Raw genomic sequence first — 17376 nt, 5'->3', positions numbered from 1 at the left:
GATGGCCGAGACTCGGGAACGTATAGAAGGGGTGGTGATCGGAGTGTTGTTGGGGTTCGATGCCGGCGTGCCGCTGGTCGTCTTTCCCGGCAACCCCCGTGACACCGCGTTGCCTGCGCGCAGCTTGGCCGACCTCACATCGGCAATGATCGGTGCTGAGGTGGCGCTGCTCTTTGAAGGCGGAGAGGCGATGCGGCCACTGATTGTCGGCCAGATCGTGGAGCCGGCGCGCAAGTCTTCGTCGCCACATGTCGTTCGCGACGGCGAGCGCGTGCGGATCACCGGCGAGGAGCGTATTGAGCTTCGTTGCGGCAAGGCCACGATCATCATGGAAAAGGACGGCCATATCACCATACGCGGCACCTATGTGACCAGCCACGCCAGCGCCGCCAACCGAATTCGTGGCGGATCGGTGAACCTCAACTGATGCCTGCCGCACCTGTTCTTCGCGAAATCGTCCGCCAGCATGCTGAAATGGCGGCATTCCTGTGGACGGTCTACGACTATCATCTGCTCCATCCGGACGAAAACCCCGAAATGGACGAGGAGCGGCTTGCGCGGCTGATCGAGAGGCTGGAAGCGCATATCGACGGCTTGCGAGTGGCAGGAGAGACCGGGCTGGAAATTGCCAAGGAGCGGTACGCCTCGTTTCACGAGGCCGGGGAGTTGTTTGTGGTGCGGATGCTATCTGGCTCACCGGACTTGCGGATTCGGGCACTCGATCTCGACAGGGTCAGACGCTACTTGAAAGTGACTCTGGAGACGTCCGCTTGAGCAGACGCCGAACGCCGCCAGCGCTCGTCAAATGAATTCGCGAGTCATGTCGATCCTACGAACAAAAAGGTTACCGTCATAACCAAACTCGATCCCTGACCACGCCTTTCCGTTAAACGTGAAGACTTCTTTCCAGCCCACCGCAACAAGATAGTCGTCGGTCGCATGCATCGCATAGACGAAGCCCAGTGATCTGAACGGCACGAGTTTCATTCCTTTTTGGACGTAAAGGCCGTACTCGTCATCTCCCCAGTACCGATTTCCAGCGAACTCGCATATCGAGCATATCTGTGTACCCGGTCCAGCTATCTCCGTTAATTCCTCATCCGCGTACCGGGCACAGAAGCCATTTTCGCAGCCGAGATATACGCTGCCGTCACGCGCAACCTGCAACGCAGAGATGCTGTGGTTGAATCCGAGAGGAACTGGGCGCCAACGAGTGCCATCGAGGCGCAGCAATGTCCCCTGATCGCCGGCCACGTGAATGAGCTTAAGTGTCGGACCATGCATGGCACGCAGGAAAGCCGAAGTCCGTGTCTCGATCGGCACCCATTGGGTGCCCTGCGCCAGGCAAACAGTTCCTTCGTCTCCATAAAGATAGGCAGTCCTTTGGTCGAGATGCCAGAGCTTGTTCGTGAACGCCTCCGGTCCTTCGCCAGTCGCAATGGTGCCGTTGCGAATGTGATGGGTGGTTCCACCGACCTGCAACGCGATATGTTCCTTCTCGGAGAGGCTGACATGCGAGAGAATGAGATCGTCGATGTCCAGCAGTACTTCTTGGCGAATCTGGTCGTCGAGCGACATCCGCAGCAGGAACGAGCGTCCCGCTTCGTCGTTCTTGTCGCTAAGTTGCACGGATACCGAGAAGAGATTTCTCCCCAGGTGGAAGGCGTTGATCGCCTCGATGTCGATCTCGTCAAGGGGGTAGTCGTCGAGACGCGGCTCTGGATCGTCCGTCATCACCTTCCTACCGTCATTGCATTCAGTTCGGTCTGTGTCTTCTTCGGTCGGACTACGTCCTGAAGATAGTTTATCATTACGAGCCGCAAGCATTCAATCATGTCGTCGGCATCCTTCTGCGGCGCGTTCTTAATCGCGGGTTCGTTCTTCCGTACAGCATCGAGTGACTTTTCCATCGCATTCTTCAGCGATGGCTTCCTGCGTCGCTTCTTTTCCTTTCGGAAGAATGCGGCTTCTTGGTTCGTTTTCAAGTTGTGGGGCGTTCCCTTCTTGCTGCCGTCGCCGCGCTGAAACCCGCCCCCTTTCTTGTGCTTTCGGGAACGCATGCAGATGCATGGGGCGGTCTGGTTGTCGTACTCCTTCCATCGCGTGAAAGACTTGTTCTGCTTGCGACTGCTCTGGAAGCACCCAACGCGAACGAAGTGTTCGGATTCGGACCCCGCAGGGCAGTCGGCCTTCGAATGCTGATGGAGCCGGATCTGATATTTGTTGAGCAGGGTTTCGCAGTCCTGGCCCCCGGCGCTCAATCCGGCCATATGGGGCCATGTAACCGTGTTGGGGCCTGGGGAGGAATGATTGTTGGTGGCGAGATCGGTGAAGCGGATGACCGGCTCCCCGTCAAATTTCACATCATTCGACCAGCTGTTGAAATACTCTTTGCCAGTGTTGTTCGATGTGATGATGCCCTTCTTGGTGGCACAGCCTGCTTCGGTGCCGGACGTTCTCGACAGGTCTGACTTGTTCTTGATATTGACGGTTTGCCCGCCGATTTTGACCGTGCCCGTGCCCTTCTCTGTGTCGCTGGCAAATCCGAAGCTGGGGTAGGGGATGGGCACGCCGGGCGGTGTTGCCGGGTTCTCAGGCGGGGTGAAGCATGTGTCCGGGAAGACCGCGATGGTTCTGGCGTTCACGGCCCTGCCAGAAATTTCAAGGCCGTTTGCGAAGACGTTGGACATTTAAGCTGCCCTCGTCGCCAGGATAGCAGCGCCGCAGGCGCCAGAATCGCTGGAGGCTTCGATTAAGACCGGATTGCCGGCGGCGTAGCCCTTGCGGGCGGCCATGAAGGCCATGCCGATCATGATGGGCACAGCGGCCGCGCCGACATTGCCGAGGCTTTCTCCGGGCGACCAGATGTCCTGGAAGTCGTGCCGGCCACGCAACAGACGCAGGCTCGCCAATGCCGATTGTTTGAACCAGTATTGCTCGCCGACAAGATCAGCGATGCGGTAGCCCACCCGGCTCATTTCAATGCCGGCTTCGTGAAGTGCGGCACGGTAGGCCGAGGTCATGCCGTCGCCCCGCAGCGGTAGATCCTCCGCATTGTAAATGAAGGCCCGCTCGCGGGTCAGACCGAGCCCGGCCAGACCAAGGGCGCCACTATGTGAACGGGTGCAAAGCACGGCTGCTGCTGCTTCCCCCGGGATAAAGCCATTTGGATTATCCGCAGTCAGCAGGCGTTCGCTGGCGAGATAATAGGAAAGGGTCTCTGCCGTCAGATAGCTGTCGACGCCAGCGATCATCACAAAGGGCGCTGCATCCGCCGCCAGTATGCGGCGGGCCTGTTCCAGGGCGACATGCCCCGACGGACGACCATAGGGTACAATTCTCGAGCGGCCATGCGGCGGACATTCCACGATCTCAGCTATGCGCTGGAGCAAACGGGCACCTTCGGGGGCGGGGCGGCCGTGCCTGTCCTCCTCGGCAAGGCAGAGGATAAGCGCAGTCTGGCCGCGGGCTTCAGGAGCGGCCTCGAAGGCCTCGCAAATGGCACCCGCGGCGAGACGGGCCATACGCGTTTCGCCAAGCCAGTTGCGCGGCAGAGGTACTGGAGCTCCGATCAGCCATTCTCTACCAGGTCCCAGAAAACGCGTTTCTTGAAAGCCGTCCAGGCGCGCTCTCATTGCCGCGCAGGCGGATTGTGTGTCGAGGCCGACGGCCGTTGCCATTCCAACCGAGACGATGTCGATCGGGGCGGTCACGCCTCTTCCTCCTGCGCCGCGGGCGCACTGCTCGCGCGCACGTAGGTGCGACCGGTGGCCCGCGCCCTCAGCATCGATTGGGTCGGCGGTCCGACCCAGCACTCGCTGAAGTCGAGGATCGTTCGGTGGATGCGTTGCGACATGCGCCAGACCAGCGAGAAGCGCCTGTTCTCCGGATCGAACAAGACAGTGTCGGGCGCCAAAGCGCTCTCGAAGACTTTCTCGCGCCCCTTGAACAACGTCATCGGTAGACTGGTCGCTGGAAGCCGGAAACTCTCGCGCCCGGCCGGTGTCAGATTGACCAACACCACGTCCTCCCCGCCCTTCGGATGTTCTATCTGCTGGTCGGGCGGCGACATCTGGAAGTAGCGCTCGTCGAAATCGGGCGGAAGGAACGGGAAGATGTTGTCGATCCAGTTCTGATCATACGTGCCGCCGAATTCAATGCGGCCCGGCCACCCCCGCCCGTATGGGCCAAAGCTCATTGGCCGGTAGTCGCCAAACGGCGAGCGGATTTCCTCGCCTATCGCCTGTGTGTTTGGAAGAGGTAGACCGGGGACCAGATGCTGGTTCTTCGGTCGCGCCCATCCCCTGCCGACGGGGTTGAGCGGATAGCTCGCCGGAAGCTTGTCCTCCGGGTCGAGGCGGTCCGTACCGCCCCACGCAGTGTCGTAGGAGAAAGGTTGCCGCAGGAAGGATTGCGCACTCGTGGCAACGAAGAGTGGGCCGCGGGCGCGCCACTCGCGATGGCCGAGGACATCAAAGACCTTCGACCAGTTGCCGACCTTGATCCCGACACTGACGCGGTCGACTGGACGCCCGCCGGGGGCATAGGCAAATCCGTTAGCGATGACGTCGCAGCGCGGCTTGCGAAAGGCGAAGTCGGTCTCCCAGAGGGTGGCCGAAAAACCGGGTGCACCCGTGTATGTGTCGGCCATCACCAGCGGTGTCTGCACGGATGATTTTTGCACGGGGGCACCTGGCGTCTCGGGAAAGTCGAAGGTTCCCTTGACGACGATGGCGATGTACTCGCGGCCCTCCTTGTCCATCCCCATCGTGAATTCGGTCGGGAAGCCTGTCTGGTTCCAGATCTGCATCAGCTCGTCTCCAGACTTTCGGGGAAGAGGTGGCGAAGCGCTGGTTCAGGTGCACCAGGATCAATCTCGATTGGCTCGCCAGGCTGCGTCCACAATGCCATGCCTCGGACCGCGCCGCCTGATATCTTGATCGCAGGATAGGGCAGGGTCGCAAGAAGGGCAGCGAGCCCATCGCCATCCATCGCGCCGTCGCGCGCAGATTTTCCCGCCGCTTCCAGTGCATCGAACCAGTCCGCGGCGGAGACGGCGATTTCGGTCGTCAAGGTCGGCGGCGCGGCCGCGATGGTCAAGGGAAACCGGCGGCCTGCGCGGTCGGAACTTGCCATCACGATGCCGGTCATGGGTCCAAAGGCCTCGGATCCGAGGATAAACCGCAACGCCGGATGAGAGGTCACCGAACCTTGAGAAAATCGATGAGCCAGATATCGGCTGATCCAGCGATCCCACGGGCCAACGAAAACTGCCGGCAGACCGCGCGTCACGAAATCCCCCATCGCTGGCAGCTTTCCAAAGAAGCCTGGCAGGATCAAAGCCTCGTCGGGCATGAGAACCTCGCAAACATTTTCAGATCGTAGGGATTGGCCACGCTCGCGGCCCGCAGCTCGAAATCGGCGTAATGGCCCTGAGCGGCAAGCCGCAACCTGTAGAGTTCGGGAAGTTCCGTTCCGCTCAGACGACCGGCACGCAACATTCGCAGGAAAGCCCAGCTTCCGGTTTCGCTGACCATCACTTCCGGTGAGCCGTCGAGCGGTTGGAAGGCAAGGGTAATCACACCGGTCCCGTCCTTGCCTGGCCAGGTCATTGGCTGCGGGCGTGTCGGGTTGTTGAAATAGGTGAGGCTCTGGCCATCGACGTTTAACGTCACACGGCCGACGGTCGGAGAGAGATCCTTCGGTTCGAGCGTAAAGGTTAGGATCGGTCCGGCGCCGCCAGGAAAGAGGTTGTCGCGGATCAGCCGGGCCTGCTCCAACGCTGCCAAAGACGATGAATCGAGGTGGATGTCCGCTCGCCATTTCCACGGGTGGCGGGTCACGTCAATGTAGTTGATCAGGTGATTGTTGATGAAGCTGTCAATCAGCCCGCCCGGGCCAAAGACGCGTGCAAAGTCGACGACGTTCACATCGATTGCGCTGTCAGCAATGAATGGATAGCGGTTCGCGAGCGCTGCCTGGCAGAAGGGCAACACATCAGCGCGCCAGATGGCGTTGAGTTCCGAGGTCACCGCTTTCGTCGCAATGCCGCTCGTATCGCCAGCGATGCCGGCCAGCCAGTCGTCCAGTGGATCAGGCAGGGTTATGGCCTGCTTTGCCACTGCCCCCGTGAGCTCGGCCAAACCGCCTTGTCGCTTTATGGCATCCTGGGCGTCGGGGCTGGCCGATACTGTCTGCAGCATGTTCGAAAGCGCGGTCATCGCGGCCACGGCATCATTGAGTGCCGGAGGCTGGCCATCGACCTCGGCAATTGCGCCCTTGATGGATTTGAAGTGCTCGGCGACCGGAGCGCCCGAAAGGTCCACTTCGGCTTTGGAGCCGGCGGGCATCAACTTCACGCCCGTCTTGGCAAGCTTGCCGATCTTGCCGAGCTTGGACAGGAGCTTGGAGGTTGCCGCAGGAGGGACTTTGCCGCCACCCTCATCTTCGGGACGGGTCAGTTCCGTCTCATGCACGACGGCGTCCAAGAGCCGTTTCATGGCTGAGTCTGCGCTGGAGAGATCCTTGAGATTTTCGCTTGCCGTCTGCAGGTCGGTCAGTGGAGCGAGCCTTACGTCGCGCAGGAAGCTGTCCCACTTAGCAATGTAATCGTCGTAGTAAAGCTTGAGGATGTCCTGGGACAGCGCGGCGACAGAAGGGGTGGCGCTTTCCGAGCAACCGCCGGCAAAAACAGAGCGGTCGAGCGCAGCCTGCGTGGCGACGTCTTCCAGCCGCGCAAGAACCACGTTGTGGAAGCCGTCATAGGTGAAGGTACCGCTGATGCCTACCCGAAGCGTCTTGTCCGAGCGCCGAGCGAGTACCTTGAGGCCATTCGGGCCGACATGATCTGCCGGGACCCATTCCTTGAGCGCCCTGACTTCCGGGTCGGACAGCAGTGCATTATAGGCACGCACTGGAAGTGGAATTGAACAGATGGCCCGCAAGGCTTCGCTCACCAGCGCCTCATCGGGTTGAATAAGGGCCTGCTCCGCCGCCATGTTGTCGATTGCCGCAAGTTGATGATCGGTGGCCATGTCGGTGCGGAAAGGAGGAACCGGTGCGAATTCGGGCAGCCGCTCGGTCCACCATTGCTTGGCGAATTCGGGATCCATCGGCGATAAGCCCGTCATCATGCGATATGTCTTCAGCGCTCCGAGCAGGTATTCGGGGTCGCGGATCTGACGCCACATGGTCGCTTCGAGCAGGGCGACCATGCGTGGTTCCAATATGTTGCGCAGCGAGCGATCGTAGGCGTCGGCCTGCGCCTGTCTGATCTCGGTTGCCGCGGAAGGGCCGATCAAGGCAGCCATGCCGCCTGGCGGCTCGGTACGGGCATTTAAGACTTCGGTTGCAGCTTCGAGCGCCACATCCAGATCGAGCGGTTCGAGTGGCGCCTGACGCGCAGCAATCGGAGTGAGCGGAATCTGCAGGGCTTCGAGCTGCTCGGCCTGTGCGGCCAGCGCGGCGCTGTTTTTCCGATAGGAGATCGTAAAGAACAGGCCGGCCACGAGAACCAACGCCGCCGCGGCCACTGCCGCACCGCGCCATATCCATATTCGCCGTTCCTCCGCCGCGGGATCAAACGTACCGAGACCTGCTTCCTTGAAGATCACTTTCGTGAGCAGGTCCTTCAGGAAGAAGCTGCGCGTTTCAACCCGAGGAATTGGGGTGGCGGGCTGTGCGGGCAGGCCGAAAGAAGAAGAAAGTGCTGCTGTCAGCCGGTCGATTGCGGTGCCTTCCTGAGTGGCGGAGGTCAGATAGATACCGCGCAGCCAGGCGCTCTCTGCATAGCGGCTTTCACCGAAAATGGTCTCTACCAGCACGCGAATAGGCTCGGAAAGGCTCTCGACCTGCGCCGGGAAGCGGAAGATCTCCGCACGGGCATTAAGGTTTTCTTCGCTTTCCAGACGGGGAATGAGGCGTCGTTCGAGCACGCCAGCCAATGCTTCGAGTTCCCGCGTGACTTCGCTGCCGTCGATGCGAGCGCCGGGTGAGAAGGTTGCTCCCCAGACCTGCTCGCGTCCCGCCGTCGACAGGCCTGCGAAGAAAGTCTCGAACCCCTTGATGAGATCGGCCTTGGTCAGCATCAGATAAACGGGCAGACGAATTTCCAGCCTCTCCTGCAGTTCGGTGAGCCGTTTGCGGATCTGGCGGCCATGTGCCCGAATGGCCGCGTCACCTTCCGCCAGCGTGTCAATTGCGAGTGCCACGATGACGCCGTTCAGGGCTCGGCGGCCCCGGTGCTTTTTCAGAAGATCGAGGAAGCCAAGCCATTCGGCTGCATCGACGTCGGGCTGGCTTTCCTGTTGAACGTAGCGGCCTGCAGTGTCGATCAGCACAGCCTCTTCAGTGAAGAACCAGTCGCAGTTGCGCGTCCCACCGACCCCATGCAAATCATCCGACAGATCAATGGGAAAACTCAGTCCAGACTGCCGCAGTGCGGTTGTCTTGCCGGTTGCCGGGGGCCCGATGATGACGTACCACGGCATCTCCCGTAGAAGTTTTCGGCCGCCGACTTTCTGGCGTTTCAGCTCCGCCATCACCTCTCGGAACTTTGCGCCGACAGAGGCGACCCCTTCTTCCGCCGGGCTTGGCGGCGCTTCCGGTGGGGGGGCGATCTCGGAAACGAAAATGCGATTGGCCTTGATCGCCCGGCGTTGCGCCGCGATCCACCAGATGAGAAAGAGGACGACGAGAAGGCCGATGACAACCAGTCGTACCGTCTCAGAAGCCAATGGCGCGCTTTCTGCGACACTGATGATTGGGCCGAAGATCCAGATGATCAGGGACAGCAGCACGAGCCCGATGAAGGTCCAGAGCCAGCGCGAGGTGAGGATTGCCCAGAAGAATCGGAAGACCGCCATCTCAGAGCCCCTTTTCGATCAAGAGCTCGATGCGGCGGTTAGCAGCCCGGCCTTCGCGACTGTCGTTTCCGGCCAGAGGCTGCGTTGCTGCACGTCCTTCCGACCTCAGGCGATCCGGCGGCAGGCCGCTGGCACGCAACAAGGCGGCAATCGTTGCAGCGCGCGCCTCCGAGAGGCGCTGATTGTTGGACAGGGGATTGGTGGCCTGGAGCGGAACATTGTCGGTGTGTCCGACGATCGTGACACTTCTGATCAGCTCGGCGTTGTCCTTGAGCACAGCCGCAATCGATGCGACGAGGGGTTCGAAGCTTTTTGTCAATTCGGCCCGGGCAGAAGGGAAGAGCTCCGGAGTGCTCGACTGAAGCAGGAGTGTGACCCGAGAGGCGTTTTCATTGCCTTTCAAAGCCGGAAGAAGCGCAGGAGGCGCGGCGGCACGGAACTCTGGTAAAAGCGCAAGGACGACGGGTTCGACTGGCGGCGCGCCCGGCGGCGGTGTGCGTTTCTCCGGGCGATAAATTTCGGCGCGCTCCGGCGGTGGTAGCGCCCGAACGAGCGTCGCAAGCTCTTCCGCCTTGGAGCCCAACCGCGTCGATAACAGCACGTAGATCGCAGTCGCGAGTGCGACCGCCACGACAGCGAGCACCCAGATCGGAATGGCAAAGCCGGAAGGCTCGTCTTTCGCCGTAACGCCCTCCCACCTCGGCGAAAGCGGCGCACCCTCGGCATCCACGTCCCGCAAGAAGCGCGCGGCTGCAGCGCGAACGGCGTTAATGGAGCGATCGCCGGCACGCCCCGGCACCCGATATTTGCCGCGGAACCCAAGCGCCAGGCACATATACTGCAGCTCCAGCAATTCACGATCGCGACCGGGATGGCGTTCCAGTTCCTCCAGCCTGGCGAAGAACTGCTCCCCGGCATCCACATCGCCGCGCAGCATGACGACCAGCGGCTGGCGCGGCCATGCGCTGGATCCACCCCAGGGTGTGTTCAGTGCCAGATCGTCGAGCAGTGCGGCGACAGCCCAGGCGGCCGCATCAGCGCGGGCCAGGCTTTCGCCAGACGCCACGGCCGCATCGCGTGCCGAAACGAGTTCCTCCATCAGCCTGGTTCGCAATGCTTCCGGATTGCCGGGTGGCAATGCATTCTCGAGTTCGGGGGCAAATTCGAACAACCTGGCGAAGGCATTGACCAATGGATTAGGATGGGATCGGGCGCGTCGAGCCAGTGTGCCGGTGGCAATGACCGGCATTGCGCCCGGGGGGACGGGGCGGATACGCGTACGACCTTGATCTTCCGATAGGCCGAATGGATCCTCGCTTGACATGGTACTACCTGTTTACCGAGTAGCAGTCGATCTGTGGTTCGTTGGGCAAAACACCGGAGACTCCAATCACAAAACCGGGCGAGCGTAGAAGCGACTCCCAGTGCTCGCTGCGTTGATCGAGTTCGAGGCAGAGGCGATCTCCGTCGTAGGGAATTTCGCGGGGCTGAGAGTGAAGCGGTTTGAGGCCGATACCGGGCAGTCGAGACTTCCACAGCGCCTCGAATTCGTCCGCAGCACCCACAGTAACCTGGTTGACGAAGATTTTGCGCAGCGCCTCGTCGGACATGTCGCATCCGACCCGCACGACAATGCGGCTGGCCGTCAGAAGTTCGGGATTGTCGATGCGGACCTTCCAGACATTGGTGGCGTGTTTCAAAACAGGCAGCGCCCGCGACTTCGGCTCGACATAGCGCAGGCTCAGGATCAGTGAGCGCAATGTGTCGGCGAGTGCAGCAAAAGCTGGTCCAGGCGCCATGTGCTCATAGATGGGAAGCTCGCTCAGTCGCCGAGAGCCCGACCCGTAGGTCGCCATCCGGCCAGCCAGACCGCTGAGCTCCAGAAAGAGCTCGGCCGGATGAAAAACCTCCTGAGGAAGCATATGCGCCAATCGGGCGCGGGCGCTGTTGGCAAGATCGAGCACCAGCAGATTTTCTACGCTGCGGCCGGGGCCGCCGAGCACCATCTTGCCATGGGCTTCAGCTATGCGGTCAAGCCCAGTGATGACCTCCTGCAGGAGTTGGCCATAAAACAGCACGGTACCGGTTGCGAGTGCGGGCGGCAGGAAGTTTTCGGAGATCGCCACCCTGCCATCGGAAAGGAGCCCGGTAACGTTGGTCACCGGCATTGCGGTGTAGCCACCGGTCGCCTGCGCCGGGGAAAGGAGCAGGGCTTGCGGACGGGCGATCTCGATCTCTTCGGGATCAGCGCCGCCATGCACGGCATCGCGAACCCACTCGATCCTTCCTCTATACCTCGCACCGGTGGGATCCCGGTGGGCGGGATCGAAGCTGGCACCTCCCGGAGGTTCGAGCGGCAGGGCGAGCTGAACAGCGCCGGCGCCCATGTCGTTGGTGATTGTCAACGGGGTGGGGGCGTCCATCGTTTCGGGTATTGCGAACGGGGTGCCATCCGGGAAAATGCCACGGGCCGACGTCACCGCTATCCGTCCGGTTTCCAACTGCGCGGCATCCAGCATCAGGGACTTGAAGCCGAAGGTCTGCAACCGTCCAGCCTGCAGCGAGCCGCGTATCAGCGCTTCGGTATAGCGGTCCTGCTGCTGGAAATGCTGCGTTCGCAGAAAGAGCCCCTCGGACCAAAGAACCTTGTTGGTATCGGTCATGCTAAACGCCCTCCATTCAGGCGAGCGCGAGCGTCATACCGCCGCGGCTGAGTACGACATTCGCCGTCACCGTCGATTCCGGCCTGATCGGAACACTCCTTCGCCACGTACGGCTGCCGGGTTCCCGGAACAGCGCGACAATCCCGAGGAAAGTGGCCTCCGGCGGGAACGCCACCGTCTTTGAGGCGGTTGCACCGGGAGCGACCGTCAATTGCTCGGATCCGACGAGGTCTGCGCCGAGCGTACCCGACGGATCTGACTGAAGGGCAAAAATGTCAGCCGAGTTGAATTTCCCGACATCCTTCAGCCGGAGAACGAGGAGGGTTACGGGACGCTCCCCGCCACCGGCGGCAGCATTCATTCCGGCCTGTCCCGTCGCCCTGACGATTACGGTCGAGGATTTGGGTGGACCGCCCATGCAAGCGGAAAGCAGGCCTGTCGCGCCGGTCACAATGAGAAAACCGCGTCGGTTAAACATCAATTGTCCTCCCTCTCTTCATAGCCATCCCGAAAGTCGCTCCCGATTTCGCCGAGGAAGCGCGTCGACGCGCTCTTGGCGATTTCGCGATAGCGGTTCTCATAGAGCTCCCAGAGTTTCGCCCGCCGTCCACCGGCAAACAGGGCATCCAACGCTGAGTGCGACTTCAGTTCGCTTTCGAGCGCCGCCGGGTCGAAGCGGTCTATCATCCTGGCGAGCGCTGCCTGGACGCCACGCCACGTTCGCACATGGTGGTGGGCGAGATCGCGGATGGAATTGCCGATGGCGGCCTGCGGTGAAAGAAAGCCTGCGTTGCGCTGAGCCAGGAAGGTTGCGATTACATCATCCACCGTGGGAAGGAATTTGAGAGGGTTGACCTCGGATGCGCCAACCACAGTCTGGGCGATTCTTGCTTCGCCCTTTTCTTCGGCTCGTTTGCGCAAGAGGTGCATCAGTCCTTCCAGCATCAGCCGGTATTCGCGACCGAAATTCTCCATCTGGGCAACCGGATCGGATGTGGCAAACTCTTCAGCGCCAAGCCCCAGTCCGCGCAGAAAGGCTTCGCGCAAGACGGTTTCGGATTGTCCGGTCTCTTTCGTCGTCGGCGTCGCCTGCGGTGCTGGGGAAGAACGAGGTTCGGGCGTGGGCTCGGAGACGGGCTGCGGTGGCGTGCTTGGCAAGGAAAAATCCCAGGCGGGTTTTCCCTGGTCTGACGCGGGCAGAGGATCGAGGCTGAAGGGATCGTCGAATATCGGTGCCCTCTTTGCTGTCTCGCCCCTGTCCGACGCGACAAACGCACCCGGGGCTGGCTGTTCGAACGGGTCAGGTAGTCCAACCGGCCGCGGGGTAGGAACTGTCGGCTCTTTGCGCTCGGCGAAGAAGTCGTCCCGCTCGAGCCCACCCTGTGGCTGAGGATCCGTCTGTTCGGAAGCTCGCTCCGACGGTGTTGCCTGGAACTCAACCCGGACGACGTAATTTCCAAGCTGCAGGCGCGCTCCGTCATGCAGCGGGGCGGAATTCCCCAGTCCAAGCGGCGTGCGCGAGCCGTCAATGAAAAGCCCACCGCTGGAGGTGTCAGTCACCACATACCGGCCGCGAACGAAACCGATGGTGCAGTGAGCGCGTGAGATATACATGTCGGGGTCGTCGATCCGCCAGCCAGCGTCTGCGCTGCGGCCGATGACGAGCTCGCCATCAACAAGCCGCATCTGGCGAACAGCCTGCGGTCGGGGTGAGTGTTCAAGGGTGAGGATCAGGCTCATGCCGCGGCCTCCGGCATTTTTGGCCGCCAGCCAATGATGGTGCGCATGCACAAGTCATCCGCGTCACCGCGGTCGTTCGGTCGAGCAAGCCATGCGATGTGTCCGATCCGCATGGCTCCGATCCTGGCCGCGGGAACGTCGTCCCTCTTGAGCACCAGCCTTACATCGACGTCGAGCCCGTCTCCCACCAGATCGCGGACAGCGGATTGCAAGGTTTCGCGCCGTTCACCGCCCGGCAGAAAAGCGACATAGTCGGTAAACGTCAGCGGGCCGATCGAGAGCTCTATCCTCTGCTGTCGCTGGAACGACCTCGGTCCAATCGTGGCGCTTCGTCCGAGTTGCCCATGCCCGCCGCCAATCCGTGACTGAAGCTCTGGCGGTATTGACGTCCAGGAGCCGACAAATTCGCGAAGCCGAACCGGCACTTTCAGCAGGTCGGCGAGAAACAGCGTAAGTCTCTCTGGTCCATCCACCTGATGGGCGAGGGCCGACGCGTGGGAGATCTTGGTGGCGTCGATTTCCGAGGGCTCGGGCCCCGTTCCGCACAAGCCGAGACCCGCCAGGGCTGCCGACATCGCGCGAATGCGGCCGCCGTCGTTGCGTGTGACCTGAACCGGCGGATGAGCGTCGGCCCAGGCCCGATAAAAGAGTGCGATCATGCGATGCTGAAGAATGTTCACGAAATCGACGAATGTTGTATCGGAGACCTCCCGCATGTCCGCCCTTGCGAACCACCGCTGCGAAAGTCGGTCCAGCACCCAGCGCGTCAGATGGAGGGGCATCGGGCCTTCTGGCCCGAGCAAGCCGATATTTGCCACCGTGACACGGGCCGGCGCGCTTTCCGTGGCCGGCTCGACCTTTGCGACATCCTGCACGGCAAAACCAAGCCGCACGTGCTGTCCGAGCCGGGCCGGCTCCCGGTCCGGTCGCCCGGCCTGGCCAAAGAGCTGTCCGTCGTCTTCGAGGTGTCGCAGGAGCTCGAAGAAGTCGAATGCCTCAAGGGATGGAGTGGCTTCCTTCGTCAGATCAGGAAGCGGTTGCCCGGCGCTATCGGCCATAGCACATCCTCCTGTTTCTGTATGATGCGCGTGCGGGTGCGCACGAATGCGTTGATTGCCGAATAGCGCGCAAAAAGCTTCGACAGCAGCGCTGGAAGCAACAAGGTGCTGTGCCCGGCAAGCACAGATTGATCGATGTGAAGCGTAACCTCAGTGCCGCGCGCAAAGCACATCGGCCCGGCAATTGCCAGGCGCTCGATCACGGGCCGAGCCTCGACGCGGGCGATCGCGCGAACGTGCCTGCTCAGGCTTGGATCCCCACGGTGCGCGTAAAGTTCAAGCAGCGCATGAAGCGGATCCACGCCGCGACCTTCTTCCGCCAGGCTAAGAAAGTTCAGCGAAAGTTGCGCGATGAGCCGCCAGGCGAGTTCATCGGCCCTCGAGCCTTCCACCGCTCCAGCCGGAAGCGTCGCTGGAATCGAAGGCCACGGCGGCCGCAGCGCCCCGAGGAGCTGGACGCTCTCGACCGGGTCGCCGCTTTCGAGCGAGAGGGACGGTGTGTCGTCCAGGATAGGCAGATCGCGATTGGTACAAAGCGCCGTAACCTCAATCCGCTTCAGTTGCCGGGCCGCTGTCGACTTGGCAGGGCGCGAAAGCGTGAGGAAGACATCGTCGCCGGTATAGGATGTCCGAGTTTGTCCTTGGCGCAATTCGTCCTCACCCGGCCGCCGCGGACGGCGCTCGGCGAAATAGACCCAGCCGTTTCCACGGTTCTGGCCCAAGCTAAAGAGTGCCGGTATTTCCGCATCAGGGCCTTCGGCGTCGGCGTCTTCGACGCCGATTGTGCGATAGATTTCGAAGTCTCGTGGGCGCGTGCGATCAGCGTGAAGTACTTGCCGGGTCCGGCGTGTATCGAGTTCAATGACGTTGCAGCTGCGCTCGAACAGATTGATGATTGGCGTTACGAAGAGTTCGAAATCCTTTGTCGTGATATTCGCAAGCTCTGGAACGGGACGCCGTAACAGAAAGACCAATTCCAAGCCGCTCCCGCAGCGCCGAACGACCGGTTTCAGGCTTCTCACGCGCGCATAGTGAAATCTTTCCGGCGCCATGAAGTATTCGCGCAAAAGCCTGTAGCCTTCGAATGTTTGGCGCGTGCGCGGCATAAGTGCTTCGTCGTCGCAAATCCCGACCATCTCTGGATCCGGAAGTGCGCTCAGAATGTTATCGCGCCCTTCAGGGCGGGCTCCGACGGCCGCGCAAGCGCCAAAGAGCGTATCGAAAAGCAGGGGCGCCTTGCTCTTGTCGCCAAAATGCAGATCCAGACAGTCGAGCGACAACTCGCTGAGCTTGCCTTTGCCGGTTCGATTGACGATGACGCTCAGCGCCGCCGAACCGCTTGCCCCTTCAATTGGGGCTATCCCGGCCGCTGCAAGCGCGCTTCGATCCTGAATATAGGAGACCGAGCTTATCGCGAGCGGCCAAAGGGTAACGTCCTGGGCCGTCGTATAAATGCACCGGGTGGGTACTCCAGGGCGGACGCTCGAGACCAGTCGGGTTCCTCGCTTTACCAGGTGCCCTGCGAGCATCGTCTGGACCTGTTGGCCCGGCTTCAGCAAAGCCATGGCGGTCGCGGGGGCAGGCGCGATCAGGTCCGGATAGAAATTTTCGAGCACGCTTCGTGCGAAACGCGAGCTCTCGGCATCGACCTTCTGGCGAGTGCGCGCAGCAAGATAGGCCACACCGTCAAGAAGGCGTTCGACGAAGGGGTCGGGACACGGGATCGTGTCCAGGGAGAGGTTGCGCGCGATCGAGGGGTGCATTCCCGCGAACTCGGAGGCGAGTGCCCGAATGTGGGTGAGTTCTTCCTCGTAATACTCCAGGAAGACCCGGTCCATGGTCAGGTGTCCTTCAGCTCAGTCCGCGCCGAACCGTTATCGAGGTTGAGTATTGTGCGCAGCAGCAGCCGCTCTGGTGCGGGGGAGGTAAGCAGCAGCGCGTCGATGTCGATCCTGAGACCGGCTGCCCTGTCGCCAAGACTGACGGTGACTTTCGTCGCGCTCTCCTTGAGCCGGGGTTCAAATGCAGCGAGCACGCTTCGGATCTCTTTGGCCAGTTCATCGCGGTCGAAGTCACGCGAGGAACGGCCGGAAAAAGGCGGGACGCCATAATTGATCACGCTGCGGCGCACCTCCGGGAAGTCCTCGAGCGATGGAGGGTCGTCTCCTGCCTGATCGGCTTCGAAGTCGGTCAAGAGTGGCGAGGATTCGAAGCGTTGCGCATTGAAAAGCGCCTCTATGTCGCGTCGCACTGCTTCGCGCAGCACATTGATCGAGACGACGACGCCACGGCTTTCCAGTTCCGTCTGCCGTCGCTCCAGAGAGAGCAGACGGTGGATGTTTTTCTTCTGCTCGGAACTGATATCCGTGGCAGCGTCGATCTGATGGAGGCCTCCCGCAATCAGCGCGTTGAGACGTTCCTCGTCCATTTCGTTCTGGATCGCCTGCCGGAGTTGATGGATTTCCGAACTGAGCCCCGGCAGGTCGTTCACAAGGCGATCCCACAGGGACGGCTGGATCGCTTCGCGAGTTGCCCGCGGGTGACCTCCGGGCGGTCTTGCCTCCCGTCCCAATCCTTTTTGCCAGCTGTCACTTGCCGACATAGACATCCATTTCGACCTCGTCCTTGTCGTCATAGTTGAACGTGATGTTCTTGTAGGCGAAACCGATCCGCTCTTCGAGCACGTCTGGTTCATCGGCACTTGGCTTCATGTGGTAGTTGGTCACCGAAGCTTCCTTCAGCGTGATGACCAGGTAGTCGCTCGTTTCGCCTTCGATCGTTCTGCGCGCCGAAAACTTGACCTCGTCCAGAGGCGTGTTGTCGAAGAGAGCCTTCTTCAGATAGGGCGAGGACTTGTCGTAATGCTTGATGAAGTTGACCATTCCCAAGCTGACGCGGCCTCTGCGCGACAATGAATTGGGGTCGAAGGGAGCCACCATCTCAAACTCCACTCCGTAGACCTCGATTTCTTCCTCGTGGCCATCGCGAACGCTGGGTCCCGTGATATCAGGTACTTTGAGAAATCCGTCAATTTTCATGAATAACCTCCCA

At 61.1% G+C, this 17376-nt stretch carries 16 protein-coding genes; 2 read left to right on the top strand and 14 right to left on the bottom strand.

What is annotated here, in order from left to right:
- The first annotated feature begins 1 nt into the window (after position 1).
- Positions 2–427 carry a DUF6484 domain-containing protein gene (locus tag IB244_RS13955; protein ID WP_025659198.1) on the top strand — a complete coding sequence of 142 codons (426 nt, stop codon included), beginning with the start codon at positions 2–4 and terminating at the stop codon, positions 425–427.
- A complete protein-coding gene (locus IB244_RS13950; RefSeq protein ID WP_192304625.1) occupies positions 427–774 on the top strand; it encodes a hypothetical protein in 348 nt (115 codons plus the stop codon). The genes IB244_RS13955 and IB244_RS13950 overlap by 1 nt, the downstream gene beginning before the upstream one ends.
- 27 nt (positions 775–801) lie before the next feature.
- On the opposite strand, the gene IB244_RS13945 is transcribed toward IB244_RS13950, so the two are convergent.
- The 14 genes from IB244_RS13945 to IB244_RS13880 are packed head-to-tail and all read right to left on the bottom strand — an operon-like array spanning position 802 to position 17363.
- Positions 802–1734 carry a hypothetical protein gene (locus IB244_RS13945; RefSeq protein ID WP_025659196.1) on the bottom strand — a complete coding sequence of 311 codons (933 nt, stop codon included), beginning with the start codon at positions 1732–1734 and terminating at the stop codon, positions 802–804.
- A complete protein-coding gene (locus IB244_RS13940; RefSeq protein ID WP_025659195.1) occupies positions 1734–2690 on the bottom strand; it encodes a DUF4150 domain-containing protein in 957 nt (318 codons plus the stop codon). The genes IB244_RS13945 and IB244_RS13940 overlap by 1 nt, the downstream gene beginning before the upstream one ends.
- Positions 2691–3713: a 3-oxoacyl-ACP synthase gene (locus tag IB244_RS13935; protein WP_192240455.1), complete on the bottom strand. Its 1023-nt coding sequence runs from the start codon at positions 3711–3713 to the stop codon at positions 2691–2693.
- A complete protein-coding gene (locus tag IB244_RS13930; RefSeq protein WP_025659193.1) occupies positions 3710–4810 on the bottom strand; it encodes a DUF2169 domain-containing protein in 1101 nt (366 codons plus the stop codon). Before IB244_RS13930 ends, IB244_RS13935 begins: the two co-directional genes overlap by 4 nt.
- Positions 4810–5355: a type VI secretion system-associated protein TagF gene (gene tagF / locus IB244_RS13925; protein WP_192304623.1), complete on the bottom strand. Its 546-nt coding sequence runs from the start codon at positions 5353–5355 to the stop codon at positions 4810–4812. Before tagF ends, IB244_RS13930 begins: the two co-directional genes overlap by 1 nt.
- Positions 5337–8864, bottom strand: a complete 3528-nt coding sequence (gene tssM / locus IB244_RS13920; RefSeq protein WP_192304621.1) for a type VI secretion system membrane subunit TssM — start codon at positions 8862–8864, stop codon at positions 5337–5339. Before tssM ends, tagF begins: the two co-directional genes overlap by 19 nt.
- A gap of 1 nt (position 8865) precedes the next feature.
- Positions 8866–10188: a type IVB secretion system protein IcmH/DotU gene (gene icmH / locus IB244_RS13915; RefSeq protein ID WP_025659190.1), complete on the bottom strand. Its 1323-nt coding sequence runs from the start codon at positions 10186–10188 to the stop codon at positions 8866–8868.
- 4 nt (positions 10189–10192) lie between these two features.
- Entirely contained in the window at positions 10193–11527 is a 1335-nt protein-coding gene (gene tssK / locus IB244_RS13910) for a type VI secretion system baseplate subunit TssK (RefSeq protein WP_169680781.1), read from the bottom strand.
- Between the two features lie 16 nt (positions 11528–11543).
- Positions 11544–12005 (bottom strand): type VI secretion system lipoprotein TssJ, encoded by a 462-nt coding sequence (tssJ, locus tag IB244_RS13905; protein WP_192304619.1) that lies wholly within the window; start codon positions 12003–12005, stop codon positions 11544–11546.
- Positions 12005–13267: a type VI secretion system-associated FHA domain protein TagH gene (tagH, locus tag IB244_RS13900; RefSeq protein WP_192304617.1), complete on the bottom strand. Its 1263-nt coding sequence runs from the start codon at positions 13265–13267 to the stop codon at positions 12005–12007. Before tagH ends, tssJ begins: the two co-directional genes overlap by 1 nt.
- Positions 13264–14325 carry a type VI secretion system baseplate subunit TssG gene (tssG, locus tag IB244_RS13895; RefSeq protein WP_192304615.1) on the bottom strand — a complete coding sequence of 354 codons (1062 nt, stop codon included), beginning with the start codon at positions 14323–14325 and terminating at the stop codon, positions 13264–13266. Before tssG ends, tagH begins: the two co-directional genes overlap by 4 nt.
- Positions 14289–16163 carry a type VI secretion system baseplate subunit TssF gene (gene tssF / locus IB244_RS13890; protein WP_169680788.1) on the bottom strand — a complete coding sequence of 625 codons (1875 nt, stop codon included), beginning with the start codon at positions 16161–16163 and terminating at the stop codon, positions 14289–14291. The genes tssG and tssF overlap by 37 nt, the downstream gene beginning before the upstream one ends.
- 2 nt (positions 16164–16165) lie before the next feature.
- Positions 16166–16927, bottom strand: a complete 762-nt coding sequence (gene tssE / locus IB244_RS13885; RefSeq protein WP_192240531.1) for a type VI secretion system baseplate subunit TssE — start codon at positions 16925–16927, stop codon at positions 16166–16168.
- Entirely contained in the window at positions 16914–17363 is a 450-nt protein-coding gene (locus IB244_RS13880; RefSeq protein ID WP_025659184.1) for an Hcp family type VI secretion system effector, read from the bottom strand. Before IB244_RS13880 ends, tssE begins: the two co-directional genes overlap by 14 nt.
- Positions 17364–17376 lie beyond the last annotated feature (13 nt).

Source organism: Rhizobium sp. RHZ02, assembly GCF_014851575.1.
GTDB lineage: Bacteria > Pseudomonadota > Alphaproteobacteria > Rhizobiales > Rhizobiaceae > Rhizobium > Rhizobium altiplani.
Note: the sequence above shows the minus strand (reverse complement) of the source record. Positions and strands in the feature narration are given on the sequence as shown.

Bases quoted from the DNA above. Each gene is read 5' to 3' on its own strand.
- IB244_RS13950 (WP_192304625.1), top strand. From the start codon at position 427: ATGCCTGCCGCACCTGTTCTTCGCGAAATCGTCCGCCAGCATGCTGAA.
- tssG (WP_192304615.1), bottom strand. From the start codon at position 14,325: ATGGCCGATAGCGCCGGGCAACCGCTTCCTGATCTGACGAAGGAAGCC.
- IB244_RS13945 (WP_025659196.1), bottom strand. From the start codon at position 1,734: ATGACGGACGATCCAGAGCCGCGTCTCGACGACTACCCCCTTGACGAG.
- tagF (WP_192304623.1), bottom strand. From the start codon at position 5,355: ATGCCCGACGAGGCTTTGATCCTGCCAGGCTTCTTTGGAAAGCTGCCA.
- IB244_RS13940 (WP_025659195.1), bottom strand. From the start codon at position 2,690: ATGTCCAACGTCTTCGCAAACGGCCTTGAAATTTCTGGCAGGGCCGTG.
- tssJ (WP_192304619.1), bottom strand. From the start codon at position 12,005: ATGTTTAACCGACGCGGTTTTCTCATTGTGACCGGCGCGACAGGCCTG.
- icmH (WP_025659190.1), bottom strand. From the start codon at position 10,188: ATGTCAAGCGAGGATCCATTCGGCCTATCGGAAGATCAAGGTCGTACG.
- tagH (WP_192304617.1), bottom strand. From the start codon at position 13,267: ATGAGCCTGATCCTCACCCTTGAACACTCACCCCGACCGCAGGCTGTT.
- IB244_RS13930 (WP_025659193.1), bottom strand. From the start codon at position 4,810: ATGCAGATCTGGAACCAGACAGGCTTCCCGACCGAATTCACGATGGGG.
- IB244_RS13880 (WP_025659184.1), bottom strand. From the start codon at position 17,363: ATGAAAATTGACGGATTTCTCAAAGTACCTGATATCACGGGACCCAGC.
- tssF (WP_169680788.1), bottom strand. From the start codon at position 16,163: ATGGACCGGGTCTTCCTGGAGTATTACGAGGAAGAACTCACCCACATT.
- tssM (WP_192304621.1), bottom strand. From the start codon at position 8,864: ATGGCGGTCTTCCGATTCTTCTGGGCAATCCTCACCTCGCGCTGGCTC.
- IB244_RS13955 (WP_025659198.1), top strand. From the start codon at position 2: ATGGCCGAGACTCGGGAACGTATAGAAGGGGTGGTGATCGGAGTGTTG.
- tssK (WP_169680781.1), bottom strand. From the start codon at position 11,527: ATGACCGATACCAACAAGGTTCTTTGGTCCGAGGGGCTCTTTCTGCGA.
- tssE (WP_192240531.1), bottom strand. From the start codon at position 16,927: ATGTCGGCAAGTGACAGCTGGCAAAAAGGATTGGGACGGGAGGCAAGA.